We start from the raw sequence: 13,067 nt of genomic DNA, 5'->3' as shown, positions 1-13,067 counted from the left end.
CCTGGCCTGGTGAGTGCCGGGGACCTTCCCCGGATGTCGTCGCCCTCCTGCGATGAACGAAGCAATTAAGCCGAACCCGTCAACGAAACGTGAAGCTTACGCGCCCGTTTGCACCCGGTCAGAGCCGATGTGTCGTCCCGCACATCTTGTCGGTCCGGGTCTTTGTCGAAAGGCAAGTCAAGACTTGATCGGATGTCGATCGCGTCGCGTGGTTAATGAAAGCTTTCGGGCATCCATCTCGATGCCGTGCCTGACGCATCGCGCGCCTCATCGCGCGCGGGCGCGGGTGAATCCGCTGCCGAGGCGGCTGCGAGGCAGGCGGGTGAAGGCTGCCTTAACCACGTTCGGGCAGGGTCGAGCACCCGCCCCACCGGGGCCGAACCCGCCCGGACGCTCAGCCCATGTCCCTCGAACCCGAACCGCGGGCGACGCGCGGTCTTCTCTCCTGGACCGTGAAGGTGACGCTGGCCGCGGGCCTCGCCGCGATCGTGCTCGGCCAGTATGTCGCCCGCACCGTCGATGCCGATGCCGGGCGCGTGGCGGCCCTCGGGATCGACCCGGCGGTGACGGGCTCGATCGAGCCGTCGGCGCGGGCCGCCACTCTCGATCCCTGCCTGCTGCGCGGGCGCTGACGATCAAACGGGCGCGCGGTGCCGGCGGATCTCGTGCGGGCCGCCGTGCCCGGCCCTGCCCGAGGGGGCGAAGCCCGATCCACCGTGTGGCCGGGCGCCAAAGGGTGCCGCGGTCGGTCGGCTGCCGCTCCGGCGAGGCGTCCGACGGAGCGGAACGCCCGAGGGGCCTCTGCGGGGCCTCCGCGACGGCTGCCGGCCTTCGGGTCCAGGCATGCTCACCGCTCGATTGACAAGCCCGCCCAGCCCACTAAGTGTCGCGCGCGTCGGGATGCGCGACGACGGCTTGCGCGACGGCACCGCGAGGACCGGCGGAACGCGCCCGGCCCACGACCGACCGGCCGATCCCACGCGCGATGGTTCCCTGCCCCAGATGTCTTTTGCCGATCTCGGACTGAGCGACAAGGTCCTCCAGGCCGTCACCGCCGCCGGCTACACCGAGCCGACGCCGATCCAAGCCCAGGCGATCCCGCATGTGCTGGCCCGCCGCGACGTGCTCGGCATCGCCCAGACTGGCACCGGCAAGACCGCGGCCTTCACCCTGCCGATGCTGACCATGCTGGAGACCGGCCGCGCCCGCGCCCGCATGCCGCGCACGCTGATTCTGGAGCCGACCCGCGAACTCGCCGCCCAGGTCGAGGAGAATTTCGAGCGCTACGGCACCAACCACAAGCTCAACGTCGCGCTCATCATCGGCGGCGTCTCCTTCGCCGACCAGGACGCCAAGCTCACCCGCGGCACCGACGTGCTGATCGCCACGCCCGGCCGCCTGCTCGACCATTTCGAGCGCGGCAAGCTGCTGCTCACCGGCGTCGAGCTTCTCGTCATCGACGAGGCCGACCGCATGCTCGACATGGGCTTCATCCCGGACATCGAGCGCATCGTGAAGATGGTGCCGTTCACGCGCCAGACGCTGTTCTTCTCCGCGACCATGCCGCCGGAGATCGAGCGGCTGGCCGACATGTTCCTGTCGAACCCGCAGCGGGTCGAGGTCGCACGCCCCTCCTCCACCGCCTCGACCATCGAGCAGCGCCTCGTGGCGACGGGCTCGGAGGGCCACGAGAAGCGGAAGGTCCTGCGCCAGCTCATCCGATCGGCCGATGAGCTGCAGAACGGCATCATCTTCTGTAACCGCAAGCGCGACGTGGCGCTGCTTCAGAAGTCGCTCGCCAGCCACGGCTTCAACGTCGCCGCCCTCCACGGCGACATGGACCAGCGCGCCCGCACGGCCGCGCTCGACGGCTTCCGCAGCGGCGAGGTGCCCCTGCTCGTGGCCTCCGACGTCGCCGCCCGCGGCCTCGACATCCCGGCGGTGAGCCACGTCTTCAATTTCGACGTGCCGCACCATCCCGAAGACTACGTCCACCGTATCGGCCGGACCGGCCGCGCGGGCCGGGCCGGCAACGCCTTCACCCTGGCGAACCGCTCGGACGAACGCTCGCTCTCGGCGATCGAGGCGCTGATCGGCCAGCCGATCGCGTGGCTCGACGGCGACCTCGCCAGCCTGCCCGAACCGGCGGAGGACGAGGCCGAGCCGCGCCGCCGCCGCGGCACCCGGCGTAGCGCGACCAAGGAATCGGCGGACAGAGCGTCGTCCGACACGGGATCCGAGCGGGAGAGCGGTCGCTCCGAGGGCCGGAGCCGCGCCGGCCGGCGTTCGGGCGGTGAGCGCGCCCGCTCCCAGGAGCCTCGCCGCGAGGCGGAGCCGCGCCGCGAGGCCGAGCCCGTCGCCCCGGTCCGCGAGCCCCGCCGCGCGCCCGAGCGCAGCCGCGGCGAACCGCGCGGGCGCCACCGCGACGAGGACGACGACACGCCGGTCGGCCTCGGATCGCACGTGCCGGCCTTCCTCCTGAAGCCCGCGGCGCCGCGCAAGAGCAAGGACTGATTGCCTCCCGGGCGCCGTGGAGGCGCTCACGGGTTATGTCCGCCAATGGACATTGCTTTTCGGAGCGTTTCTCGGGGTTTCCCCGGTCCCTCTTAACGTCCTGGCGAGGTTCGTGAGGCGATACTCGCTCAAGGACGATCCTCGTCCGGAGGAGCGGATTACGCCGGATGAGCCCCGACCTCGACCGTGAGCGCAGTCTCGCCCTCGCGCAGCGCAGCTTCGAGCTGATGCGCGACTATTGCAGCACCGCGACGCCCCGCGCCTATGCGGTCTGGTACACCTATGTGGCCGGCAGCCAGCCGCTGATGAACGATGCCATCAAGCGCCTGACGACGCAGAATGGCACGCTGACCAGCGCCGACATCGACCAGTTGCACGACACCTATATCGACGGGCGCCGCCTCGCGATGGAGGTGGACCGGATGAACTCGAGCCTCATCGCCGAGGTCGAGGGCATCATGGACATGATCGACGTGTCGATCCACTCGACCGCGCAGTACGGCGAATCCCTCCAGGCCTTCACCCACGACATCACCAACGCGGCGACCAGCCGGGCGCGGCTGAAGGAGGTGGTGACCGCCATCATCGCCAACACCCGCGACGTGACCGCCAACAACCGCACCCTCGAAGCGCGCATGCGCGAGAGCCGCAACGAGATCGAAACCTTACGCGAGACGCTTGAGGCGACGCGGCTCGAGAGCCTGACCGACCCGCTGACGGGGTTGGGCAACCGCAAGAGCTTCGAGGAGGGCTTGCGCCGGGCGATCGAGGCGGGCGCCGGGCACCGCCCGTCGAGCCTGATCGTGCTCGACATCGATTATTTCAAGCGCTTCAACGACCTCTACGGCCATCTCACCGGCGATCAGGTGCTGCGCCTCGTCGCCATCGTGATGCGCGAGCATGTCGGCCAGAAGGGTGCCACCCTCGCCCGCTTCGGCGGCGAGGAATTCGGCATCGTTCTGCCGGAGACCGACCGGGCCGCCGCTCTCGAGATCGCCGAGCGGGTGCGCACCAGCGTGACCGGCCGCGAATTGGTCAAGCGCTCGACCGGCGAATCGCTCGGCAAAGTGACGGTGTCGCTGGGGGTTGCGATGCAGCGCCCGGACGACAATGCGGTGTCGCTACTGGAGCGCGCCGATTCCTGCCTTTTTGCCGCCAAACGGGCCGGCCGCAACCGCACGCTGGACGAGAACCAAGCGGCCGCCCTGCCAAACGTGGCCTGATCCGCTCTTCCTTCGTCGAACCCGGCCATGGGCCGGGACCGGGCGAGAGCATCGTCCCGAACGGTGGTTTCCGGCTGTCGGAAAAAGACGATGCGGCCCAATCACGGAGAGCCTCGTCCTGAATCCGATATCCAGGACGAGGCTCTAAAGGCGCTGCCGCGTTTTGGGTCGATGCGGCATGACAACCGAGAGGATCAAGCCGGGAGCGGCAGCCGGTCCGGGCTGACGGGCGTGATCGCCACCGACTCGCCGCAGCCGCAGGCCGAGGTCTGGTTCGGGTTGTTGAACACGAACTGCGACGACAGCTTGGTGGTCTGGAAGTCCATCTCGGTGCCGAGCAGGAACAGCACCGCCTTGGGATCGATGAACACGGTCACGCCGCGGTCCTCGATCACGTCCTCGCCGGCCTTGCGCGCCTCGGCATATTCCATCGTGTAGGACATGCCGGCGCAGCCGCCGTTCTTCACGCCGACCCGCAGGCCCGCGATCGGGCGCTCGGCATCGGCCATGATCGCCTTGAGCCGCTCCGCCGCGCGGTCGGTCAGCGAGATCACCTTGAAACCTGACATCGTGCTCTCTCTCCTGCGGCCGGGTTCAAGGCCCGGGCGGGTGAGTCCTCTTGGGGTTTCGAAGATAAGCATCCGGCGGGCGGGGGTCTACCGCAGGGCGCCTGCGCGGCACGCATTCCGGCGTCCTATGCTCGCCCTGTCACGGACGGACGTGCGCGATGGCCGGGGGGCTGGCCCTGCGACCGATGACGGCGGAATGGTGGTGGGGGCCGCCTGCCGCTGAGGCGGCCGTCGCCGATCGTCGGGGGAATCGGTTGCGAGGCGAACTCTGAGGCCGAAGACGACGTCCGAGGACAGGATGAATCTGCCCGGCCTAGAGCGCATTCCGGCAAAGCGGATACCGGTTCGTCGCAAGAATACGCGGCAGAACAAGGAGCGAGAGCCGCCGGCCTGATGCAATCAGGTCGGATGCGGCTCTGGAGCATCGCCTTTTCCCGAAAGCCGGTATCTACCTTTCGGGGCGATGCTCTAACCGGAAAGAGGGGCGAAATAATTTTGCACTACAGATTGTCGGTAGAACTTGCCTGATCGCCCTCAAGTTCTGCCTGAGGACTGACGATCCACTCTCGCTGACAGGGAGGCACGGCCCTGGCATGTTGACGAGAGCGCGCATACATGGTCAATGCCTCATTGCAGAAGAAATTCTTGCCGTTTTTCAAGCGCATATGCTGATCGAGGCGCGTGATGGGATCAGAGTACAAATTGCGTGATCGCATCATATCAGTACACTTTCCGAAGGCGGCGGGATCATCGCTGAAAGACCAGTTCGTTCGTTTTCTCGGAGATGCGGTCTACTTGGACTATGCGCGTGGCCCACTGGCTGGCGACGATCCGGGTATTTCTGACTTTCCGGAGGGTAAGACCCTCGTACATGGGCATTTTCCAGCCGCCCGATACGCATCGTCTTCTGCGACCATGATCACATTCTTGCGCGAGCCGGTCGACAATCTGGTTTCGATCTACTTCTTCTGGCGTAACTTCAAGAGGCCAAAAAACGTGCTGCACGCTCGCTTCCTTGCCGGGCGTCCGTCTCTTGTCGATTTTGCGCGGTATCCGAAGATTCGCCAGTTGATGTCGCAGACCTATTTCGGAAATATTGATTTGCAACGATTCAGTTTTATTGGGTTCCATGAGACCCGCGAGGCGGACATGCCGAGGCTGTCCAATCTGATTGGGCTTCCGCCCGACTCTTCATTCTATCTCAACAAAACCGCGGAATCCACCGACCGGCCTATCATATCGCGGGATTGAAACGTGACAGATGCACTCGAGAGCTTGCTGTCTGAGGATGTCGCATTTTACTGGAATGCAAGACGCAAATTCGGCCTGTCCTGATCGAGCCTACACCGAAACGCGGCATGCCTGACGCAGGATCGGCTCATCGTCTACAGTGATTTTTGCCTCCAGTGCCTTTCCGTTGGTGGCTTGGGTCGCCGGCACGGTTTCGAAGATGGCCATGATCTGATTCAGGCAGGTTCCGATCAGGAAACGTCCCGATGGATCGAGGTCCAGCCCCTTGATTCCACCGACCAAGGGGCGGAACTCTTCGGGAACCGAGTGCTTTGTCTTGTAGAACGCCGCGTCGCCGATGCTTGGTAGGCTGAACGCGCTACGGTCCATCGACCGCTCCCAAGTGCCGTCGGCACTTTCGAAGACGTGAAGCAGGCGCTCGCCTGCGTCCGATACATACAGTCGCTTGTGGGTCGGATCGAAGCAGAGGCCGTGCGGATATCCGAGATCTTTGTCCCGCAACTCGCAGGCCTCGGAATGGTCGTCCCCCCGGAAGATGGCGACGCGTCCATGGGCCGAATCGCTGACGGCGATCCACTGCCCGTCTCGGCTGATTGAAATTCCGTCGATCAGTTCCAGGCCTGTCTCCACGACCAATTCGCCGGATCCGATTTCGATCCCGCCACCGCGGACGGCAAAGGGATGCTTGCTGACCGTATTGGTGTGGTTGGCGCAGATATAGAGATGGTCGCGATGCCTGCGGATGGATCCCGGCCCGCACCTCACCCCCCGCCCGTCGCTCAACCGCGACGCCCCTTTCGGTCCGAACCATGAGGATGTAAATTCAGCGATCGCCTCGATTTGTGTTACATCCTGCCAGTCCTCGACGCTTGGTAGCCTATAGAAGGTGACCGCCGCTTCGCGGTTCGCGACGTCGAGAAGGTCTTCAGACAAAAATTCGATACCGTGCGGAAATTCGAGGCTCGGCGACCGCAAATGGGTGTGGCGCCCGATCTGGATCGGATCGGATTGCACATCGATCTGCAGTAGAACGAGGCCCTGCTTCGGCGCCAGCACGAGAAGGCGGCCCGATGGTGAAAAGCGTGCATCTTGTGTTCGCAAGGATGCATAGGCATCGGGAAGAAGTCCGGAATTTGTACAAGCTTTGAGTATCAATGCACACCGCTTTCGCAGATATCGGAGCACCTGATTGGATTCTTATGACTTGATTTACAGCAGCATGGATTGTATGTCTACGATGCCTTGCTAAAGCACTCCGAAAGTCCGGCGCGACACGATTTGCAACCGAACGAGCATCGGTCTGATACGGCAAGGGCGGATTTCCGAAAAAGGCGGTGAGCTTCAATATTTGCGACGGATGATCCGCAGATTTATTCGAAATAAAGATCTGGGTGGTTGCATCGGGCAAGTCATGATGCGGCCTATATGCGGCGTCCGGATGTCTCCGCGGCAGCAAGACGTATCGTCATCTGCGATCTGCGTCCGAGCGCAGAAATTCCTGACGTCAGCGGGGTCTCAAGGTCGGATGCCGGTGCAGCTGGATGCTCTCGTTGGCCAGCGTCACCGCTTCTTTCTCGGCCGGCTTCAGCGGGAACGGAGGGGCCAGCATGCCGATTGGATCCAGCGTATCGTGATAGTGTAGCAGCGCAATCGGGCGGGATGCGTCGAAGCGGCTGTGCTCGACTTGCGCGTGCAGGAAGTAATTCACGTTCGCCGGGGCGTCCGCGTAAGGAATCATCGAGCGTCGAAAGGCGAGCGCCGCACGGATTTGATCGACTTCTTCATCCGCCCGGCCCGCCGTAGGGGCTCGTCATTCTCGAACAGCCACACGGCCCAGCGCCGCCATTCTTCGCTGTAGCTCTCGGCCAATGGGCGCGGTACGGCATAGAAGCCGCCGTTGCAGTTGCCATGAAGCGTCGGCGCGTCGATTCCGTCGGTCCGTACGATCGGTGGTTCGTCGTCTCCCCCCGCCGGACTGTAGAGTTCCCTGAGAACCGCCAGTGATGGATTGGGGAAGTCGACCACCTTCGCTTGCACGAAATCGCTGCAGAGAAAGGTCCGGACATCCGCGACCGCGATCATGTCGGTGTCGAGCAGGACAGCGATGTCGAACGTTTCGCCGAGAAGGTTCGGCAGTTGTGCAAGCTTGTTGCACCATTTGCCATCGCCAAAGGGGCTCAGGCGGTGGGTGCGGTAACCGCACGCGGCAAACAGCCGGACCGTCTCGGACGGGACCGCGTCCGTGAGTTGGACGTGTATGGTGTCCGGCGCGGCCGCACAGCGCAAGCACAGCGATTTTGCCAGATGCCAGCCCTGATAGGGAAACGCAGGCGCGGTATCGATGATGAAGCTGTAGATCGTCCGCGACATCACGAAGAGCGTTCTAATGGGTCACCGAAGACCCTATTCGGCTGACGCGTTTGATCGTTGTCTCCGAATGCCCGGCCGCCGGATGATCCGGCTGGTCGGCTATCGAAAAAGACCGGCACGACAATCGTGTTCCTGGGGATGGTCCCGGGTCGCCGGTCCGTAGGCGGTAGCCCCAGAGTGATCCGGGGCCACGGCCGACAGCCTGCGTCGAGCATTGTCCTGGATATCGGATCCAGGACAATGCTCTCTGTGATTGGGCCGCATCGGCTTTTTCCGAAAGCCGGAAACCACCTTTCGGGCCGATGCTCTAGGACAGGATCATCGCTCAAGGCGTAGAGACTTTCCAGTCTCGTGCCGCGGCGCGCGGCGGCTTCCGCGCCGAAGAGGCGAGCCGGTGACGGAGTGTATCGGCCGGCCCACGCCGTACCAGGGTGGCAGGCACAGCCGGGCTCCGTCCGAGATTTTCTGAGGCGTCAGATCGGAGCGGGCGATATCGATCCCGTCGCGCAGGCCGTCCCGGTCGAGGGCGCCGATGCGCCCGGCGGGATCGTGCCGACGCCTCGACGCGACCGCAGCGGTACCCTGGCATCAAAGGGTCGGACGGTACGGTAGGCAACGTCCTCGAAGGGGTGCGGCCGGCCAGACTCCTGCGACTTCGTGCCGAAGCCCGGGTAAAGCGGCGCCCCCTCTACCACATGTCGAGCGCGACGCGGGCCTCGTCGGACATGCGGCTCTGGTCCCACGGCGGGTCGAACACCATCGTGACCTGGCAGGACTGCACGCCCGGCACCGCGGTCACCGCGTTCTCGACCCAGCCCGGCATCTCGCCGGCCACCGGGCAGCCCGGGGCGGTGAGCGTCATGTCGATCAGGACGCGCCGGTCGTCCTCGATCTGGACGCGGTAGATCAGGCCGAGCTCGTAGATGTCGGCGGGGATCTCGGGGTCGTAGACCGACTTCAGCGCCGCGACGATGTCGTCGGTCAGGCGGTCGATCTCCTCGGCCGGGATCGCCTGGGCCGCCGCGAGGGCGGGGGCGTTGGTGCCGCCGGTGATGGTGGCGTCTGCGCTCATCGGATCACTCCTCCGGTCGCCGGGCTCCGGCCTGTGCCGGAAGCCAACGACCGAGACTCCCAAAAATTCAAGAGAACAGCATCTCGGCCTTGGTCAGCGCCTCGGCCAGCGCGTCGATCTCGTCGGTCGTATTATACAGGCCGAACGAGGCGCGACAGGTCGAGGTGACGCCGAAGCGGTTGAGGAGCGGCATGGCGCAGTGGGTGCCGGCCCGCACCGCCACGCCCTGCCGGTCGATGATGGTAGCGACGTCGTGGGCATGCGCGCCCTTCATCTCGAAGGCGATGACGCCGCCCTTGTCCCGCGCCGTGCCGATCAGGGTGAGCGAATTCATCGCGCCCAGCCGCTCCTGCGCGTAGGCGGTCAGCGCCGCCTCGTGCGCCTCGATCCGGTCGCGCCCGAGCTTCATCATGAATTCGAGCGCCGCGCCGAGGCCCACCGCCTCGATGATCGCCGGCGTGCCCGCCTCGAAGCGGTGGGGCGGGTCGTTGTAGGTGATCGCGTCCTGGCTGACGGTGCGGATCATCTCGCCGCCGCCCTGATAGGGGGGCAGCCGCTCCAGCCATTCCTTCTTGCCGTAGAGCACGCCGATCCCGGTCGGCCCGTAGACCTTGTGGCCGGTGAACACGAAGAAATCGCAGTCGAGCGCCTTCACGTCCACCGCCCGGTGGACGGCGCTCTGCGCCCCATCGAGCAGCACCGGCACGCCGTGGGCATGGGCGATGCGGACGATCTCTTCGGCCGGCGTCACCGTGCCGAGCACGTTCGACATGTGGGTGATCGCGACCATCTTGGTGCGCGGGGTGAAGAGTTTTTCGTACTCTTCGACCAGGAAGTTGCCTTCGTCGTCGACCGGCGCCCACTTGATGACGGCGCCCTTGCGCTCGCGCAAGAAGTGCCAGGGGACGATGTTGGAGTGGTGCTCCATGATCGAGAGGATGATCTCGTCCCCCTCCCCGATCAGCCCGGCCTGCCCCATCGACGACGCCACGAGGTTGTAGGCTTCCGTCGCGTTGCGGGTGAAGATGATCTCGTCGGTCGAGGCGGCGTTGAGGAACTGGCGCGTGGTCTCGCGCGCGCCCTCGAAGCCTTCGGTGGCGGCGTTGGCCATGTAGTGCAGGCCGCGATGGACGTTGGCGTAGCCGGTCTGCATGCACGAGACCATGGCGTCGATCACCGCCTTCGGCTTCTGCGACGAGGCCGCGTTGTCGAGATAGACCAGCGGCTTGCCGTAGACCTTTTCCGAGAGAATCGGGAATTCCCGGCGGATCGCCTGGACGTCGTAACTCATGGTGCCTCGATCGGTGCGCAGCGGCGCGTTCGCGTTCATGACATCAATCACGGCGCCTTCTTCCCGACGATGGTCGTCGCCTCGTCGGGGATCAGCGCCTTGTAGAACCCGATGCCGCCCACGGCAGCGATGCCGCTCGCGACCGTCGCGAGGATGACCGAGCCGAACGTGCGACGGGTGGCGGCGCGGGCATCGAGCCCCGTGGCCTCGGACAGGCAGAGTGCGGTGTACACCGTGCACAGGCCCAGGAACAGGATCGCTCCGGCAAGGTCCAAACCGGTGACGGACCCGATCAACGTGGCGACGACGACCGGTGCCGTCGAGACCCAGCTCGCGACGGCGACCACCGAACGCAGGACCGCAAACGGAGGCTCGGCGGCCCCTCGTCGGGTCAGCAGCCACAGGGCTCCAGCCATCAGGACGTAGAAGACCAGGGCAAGAAGGAGGGACGCGGCTCCCAGCAGGGCGATCTGCCCGAGCGTGACCGCCGATGTCCCCGTGTTCACGGCCTTCGCGGCGACAAGGCGTACAAAGCCGTTCTCGCTCGGATCCGTCAGAACGACGAAGGCGGTGGACAGCAGGACGAGGCAGAGCCGTCCTCCCTCGTCGATCCCCGCCGCCTCGCGCATGGCGGCGCGCGGCCATCGCCAGCCGAGCACCAGATGGCGCCCGGCTGTCGCGGCATCGTAGCCGTGCGCGCTCACCCCCGCGCCTTCAGCCAGGCCTCGATCCCGCCGATCAGCGCATCCCGCGCGCCCTCGTGGGTCACCGCCTCGACCGCCTCGCCGACGAAGGCCTGGACGAGCAGGCTCTCGGCGGTGGCGCGCGGCAGGCCGCGGGCCATGAGGTAGAACAGCAGCTCCTCGTCCGGCGCGCCGCAGGTGGCGCCGTGGCCGCAGGCGACGTCGTCGGCGAAGATTTCGAGTTCCGGCTTGTTCATCATCTGCCCCTCGTCCTTGAGGAGCAGGCAATCGGACTTCATCTTGCCGTCGGTCTGCTGCGCGACCTGGCGGACGATGATCTTGCCCTGGAACACGCCGGTCGACTCGCCGTCGATCACCGTCTTGAACATCTCGCGGCCCACCCCTCCGGTCGCCGCGTGGTCGGCGAGCAGGGTCGAGTCCGCCAGCTGGCCGTCGCCCAGCAGGGCCGCGCCGTTGACGACGGCGTTGGCATCCTCGCCCGCGATGTGCAGGTAGAGCTGATGGCGCGAGAGCTTGGCGCCGGTCACGAGGTTGACCGTCTCCAGCTGGGCCCGCGCGTCGAGCCGGGCCGACAAGGTGGAGAGCGCGATGGCCGCGTCACCCTCGCGGTTGATCCGGCTGTGGCGGAAGGCGGCGTCCTCGCCGATGCGCACGTCGAGCGCATCGTTCGGCTGGTAGATCAGCCCGGACGGCCCCTCGTGGCTCTCCAGCAGGAAGAACTCGGCGCCCGCGCCGACATCGACCAGCACGCGGGTCGCGGTCGAGAACGACGTGTCACCGGTGCCGACGAAGCGCAGATGCACGGGCGTGGCGGGCTTGGCGCCGGCCGCGACCGAGATCAGCGCGCCGTCCGCCAGGAAGGCGGTGTTGAGCTGATAGACCGGGTTCTCGCGCACTTGCTCGACGGGGGCGAGCAGCTTCAGGCGCTCGTCGCCCTTCGACAGCGCCTCGTTGAGGGCCGTGACGGTGACGCCCTCGGGGACCCGGTCGAGGTCCGACAGGGCCGGCACGAGATGACCGTTGACGAAGGTGAGGCGCACGGCCTCGACCCCGACAAAGCCCGTGGCGCCCGCGACCGCTTCCTTGGCGGCCGCCTCGGAGGGTGCTTCCGCCGGCGGAGCGGCCTCGGTGATGGCGGCGCGGAGATCCGTGTACTTGAACGCCTCGACCCGGCGGCTCGGCAGGCCGGTCGCCTCGAAGAAGCGGAACGCCTCCTCGCGGCTGATCGCGGATTCGCTGGCGAACGCCTTGCGCGAGGACTCGAACAGCTTCGACAGCCCGGCCTCGGCGGGGGAGCGGAGGTTGGTGACGTCGGCCATCACGCGGCCTCGCTGGTGCGGTACTCGGCGTAGCCGGAGGCCTCGAGTTCGAGCGCCAGCTCCTTGCCGCCGGTCTTCACGATCTGGCCCTTCGACATGACGTGCACGGTGTCGGGCACGATGTGGTTGAGCAGCCGCTGGTAGTGGGTGATGACGAGGAAGGAACGCCCTTGCGCCCGCAGCGCGTTCACGCCCTCGGAGACGATGCGCAGGGCGTCGATGTCGAGGCCGGAATCGGTCTCGTCGAGGACGCAGAACTTCGGCTGCAGCAGCGCCATCTGCAGGATTTCCATGCGCTTCTTCTCGCCGCCGGAGAAGCCGACGTTCAGCGCACGCTTGAGCATCTCCTTGTTGATCTCGAGCTTGTCGGCGGCGCCGTTGACCGCGCGGATGAACTCGGGCGTCGAGAGCTCGTCCTCGCCGCGCGCCTTGCGCTGTGCGTTGAGGCAGGCCTTGAGGAAGGTCATCGTGCCGACGCCGGGAATTTCCAGCGGGTACTGGAAGGCCAGGAAGATGCCGGCGGCGGCGCGCTCGTCGGCCGCCATCTCAAGGATGTTCTGTCCGTCGAGCAGGATCTCGCCGTCGAGGACCTCGTAATCCTCCTTGCCGGCGATGACGTAGGAGAGCGTCGACTTGCCCGAACCGTTCGGGCCCATGATCGCGGCGACCTCGCCGTCGTTCACGGTGAGATTCAGGCCGTTGAGGATGCGGTTGTCCTCGATCTGTACGACGAGGTTCTTGATCTCAAGCATGT

The 13,067-nt window shown here is 65.9% G+C and carries 13 protein-coding genes; 4 read left to right on the top strand and 9 right to left on the bottom strand.

Features of this window, described 5'->3' with window-relative positions:
* Positions 1–401: 401 nt before the first annotated feature.
* The 3 genes from BM140_RS00620 (at position 402) to BM140_RS00610 (ending at position 3,737) form a co-directional block, all read left to right on the top strand.
* Complete coding sequence (locus BM140_RS00620) at positions 402–632, top strand: hypothetical protein (RefSeq protein WP_091940936.1); 231 nt, start codon at positions 402–404, stop codon at positions 630–632.
* Between the two features lie 370 nt (positions 633–1,002).
* Positions 1,003–2,514, top strand: a complete 1,512-nt coding sequence (locus BM140_RS00615) for a DEAD/DEAH box helicase (protein ID WP_091941684.1) — start codon at positions 1,003–1,005, stop codon at positions 2,512–2,514.
* A gap of 167 nt (positions 2,515–2,681) precedes the next feature.
* Complete coding sequence (locus tag BM140_RS00610) at positions 2,682–3,737, top strand: GGDEF domain-containing protein (protein WP_091940934.1); 1,056 nt, start codon at positions 2,682–2,684, stop codon at positions 3,735–3,737.
* Between the two features lie 194 nt (positions 3,738–3,931).
* On the opposite strand, the gene BM140_RS00605 is transcribed toward BM140_RS00610, so the two are convergent.
* The gene (locus BM140_RS00605; protein WP_091940932.1) at positions 3,932–4,306 is read right to left on the bottom strand and encodes a HesB/IscA family protein; all 375 of its coding nucleotides are present in this window, start codon (positions 4,304–4,306) and stop codon (positions 3,932–3,934) included.
* 684 nt (positions 4,307–4,990) lie between these two features.
* Here BM140_RS00605 and BM140_RS25035 point away from each other — a divergent pair.
* On the top strand, positions 4,991–5,557 hold the full coding sequence (locus tag BM140_RS25035) for a sulfotransferase family protein (protein WP_114435969.1): 567 nt from the start codon (positions 4,991–4,993) through the stop codon (positions 5,555–5,557).
* 90 nt (positions 5,558–5,647) lie between these two features.
* Here the strand turns inward: BM140_RS25035 and BM140_RS00595 are convergent, their stop codons facing one another.
* From BM140_RS00595 to sufC, 8 genes are all read right to left on the bottom strand, one after another.
* On the bottom strand, positions 5,648–6,613 hold the full coding sequence (locus BM140_RS00595) for a YncE family protein (RefSeq protein WP_131803713.1): 966 nt from the start codon (positions 6,611–6,613) through the stop codon (positions 5,648–5,650).
* A 448-nt stretch (positions 6,614–7,061) separates the two neighbouring features.
* Entirely contained in the window at positions 7,062–7,295 is a 234-nt protein-coding gene (locus BM140_RS00590; RefSeq protein WP_091940926.1) for a hypothetical protein, read from the bottom strand.
* The gene (locus BM140_RS00585) at positions 7,292–7,927 is read right to left on the bottom strand and encodes a hypothetical protein (RefSeq protein WP_091940924.1); all 636 of its coding nucleotides are present in this window, start codon (positions 7,925–7,927) and stop codon (positions 7,292–7,294) included. Before BM140_RS00585 ends, BM140_RS00590 begins: the two co-directional genes overlap by 4 nt.
* A 688-nt stretch (positions 7,928–8,615) precedes the next feature.
* Positions 8,616–8,999, bottom strand: a complete 384-nt coding sequence (locus tag BM140_RS00580; RefSeq protein ID WP_091940922.1) for an SUF system Fe-S cluster assembly protein — start codon at positions 8,997–8,999, stop codon at positions 8,616–8,618.
* Positions 9,000–9,066: 67 nt separating this feature from the next.
* Positions 9,067–10,329: a cysteine desulfurase gene (locus BM140_RS00575; RefSeq protein ID WP_425287028.1), complete on the bottom strand. Its 1,263-nt coding sequence runs from the start codon at positions 10,327–10,329 to the stop codon at positions 9,067–9,069.
* Positions 10,330–10,337: 8 nt separating this feature from the next.
* On the bottom strand, positions 10,338–10,994 hold the full coding sequence (locus BM140_RS00570; protein WP_091940920.1) for a hypothetical protein: 657 nt from the start codon (positions 10,992–10,994) through the stop codon (positions 10,338–10,340).
* A complete protein-coding gene (locus BM140_RS00565) occupies positions 10,991–12,313 on the bottom strand; it encodes a SufB/SufD family protein (RefSeq protein WP_091940919.1) in 1,323 nt (440 codons plus the stop codon). Before BM140_RS00565 ends, BM140_RS00570 begins: the two co-directional genes overlap by 4 nt.
* Positions 12,313–13,065 carry a Fe-S cluster assembly ATPase SufC gene (gene sufC, locus BM140_RS00560; protein WP_091940918.1) on the bottom strand — a complete coding sequence of 251 codons (753 nt, stop codon included), beginning with the start codon at positions 13,063–13,065 and terminating at the stop codon, positions 12,313–12,315. Before sufC ends, BM140_RS00565 begins: the two co-directional genes overlap by 1 nt.
* Between the last annotated feature and the right edge of the window lie 2 nt (positions 13,066–13,067).

The sequence above is a fragment of the Methylorubrum salsuginis genome (genome assembly GCF_900114375.1).
GTDB classification, from domain to species: domain Bacteria; phylum Pseudomonadota; class Alphaproteobacteria; order Rhizobiales; family Beijerinckiaceae; genus Methylobacterium; species Methylobacterium salsuginis.
The sequence above is the reverse complement of the archived record's forward strand: the minus strand, read 5'-3'. Positions and strand labels throughout refer to the sequence as shown.

Excerpts from the sequence above, each read along its gene's own strand:
- BM140_RS00615 (WP_091941684.1), top strand. The coding sequence starts at position 1,003 with ATGTCTTTTGCCGATCTCGGACTGAGCGACAAGGTCCTCCAGGCCGTC.
- BM140_RS00575 (WP_425287028.1), bottom strand. The coding sequence starts at position 10,329 with ATGAACGCGAACGCGCCGCTGCGCACCGATCGAGGCACCATGAGTTAC.
- BM140_RS00590 (WP_091940926.1), bottom strand. The coding sequence starts at position 7,295 with ATGATTCCTTACGCGGACGCCCCGGCGAACGTGAATTACTTCCTGCAC.
- BM140_RS00610 (WP_091940934.1), top strand. The coding sequence starts at position 2,682 with ATGAGCCCCGACCTCGACCGTGAGCGCAGTCTCGCCCTCGCGCAGCGC.
- BM140_RS00585 (WP_091940924.1), bottom strand. The coding sequence starts at position 7,927 with ATGTCGCGGACGATCTACAGCTTCATCATCGATACCGCGCCTGCGTTT.
- BM140_RS00620 (WP_091940936.1), top strand. The coding sequence starts at position 402 with ATGTCCCTCGAACCCGAACCGCGGGCGACGCGCGGTCTTCTCTCCTGG.
- BM140_RS00565 (WP_091940919.1), bottom strand. The coding sequence starts at position 12,313 with ATGGCCGACGTCACCAACCTCCGCTCCCCCGCCGAGGCCGGGCTGTCG.
- sufC (WP_091940918.1), bottom strand. The coding sequence starts at position 13,065 with ATGCTTGAGATCAAGAACCTCGTCGTACAGATCGAGGACAACCGCATC.
- BM140_RS00580 (WP_091940922.1), bottom strand. The coding sequence starts at position 8,999 with ATGAGCGCAGACGCCACCATCACCGGCGGCACCAACGCCCCCGCCCTC.
- BM140_RS00605 (WP_091940932.1), bottom strand. The coding sequence starts at position 4,306 with ATGTCAGGTTTCAAGGTGATCTCGCTGACCGACCGCGCGGCGGAGCGG.
- BM140_RS25035 (WP_114435969.1), top strand. The coding sequence starts at position 4,991 with ATGGGATCAGAGTACAAATTGCGTGATCGCATCATATCAGTACACTTT.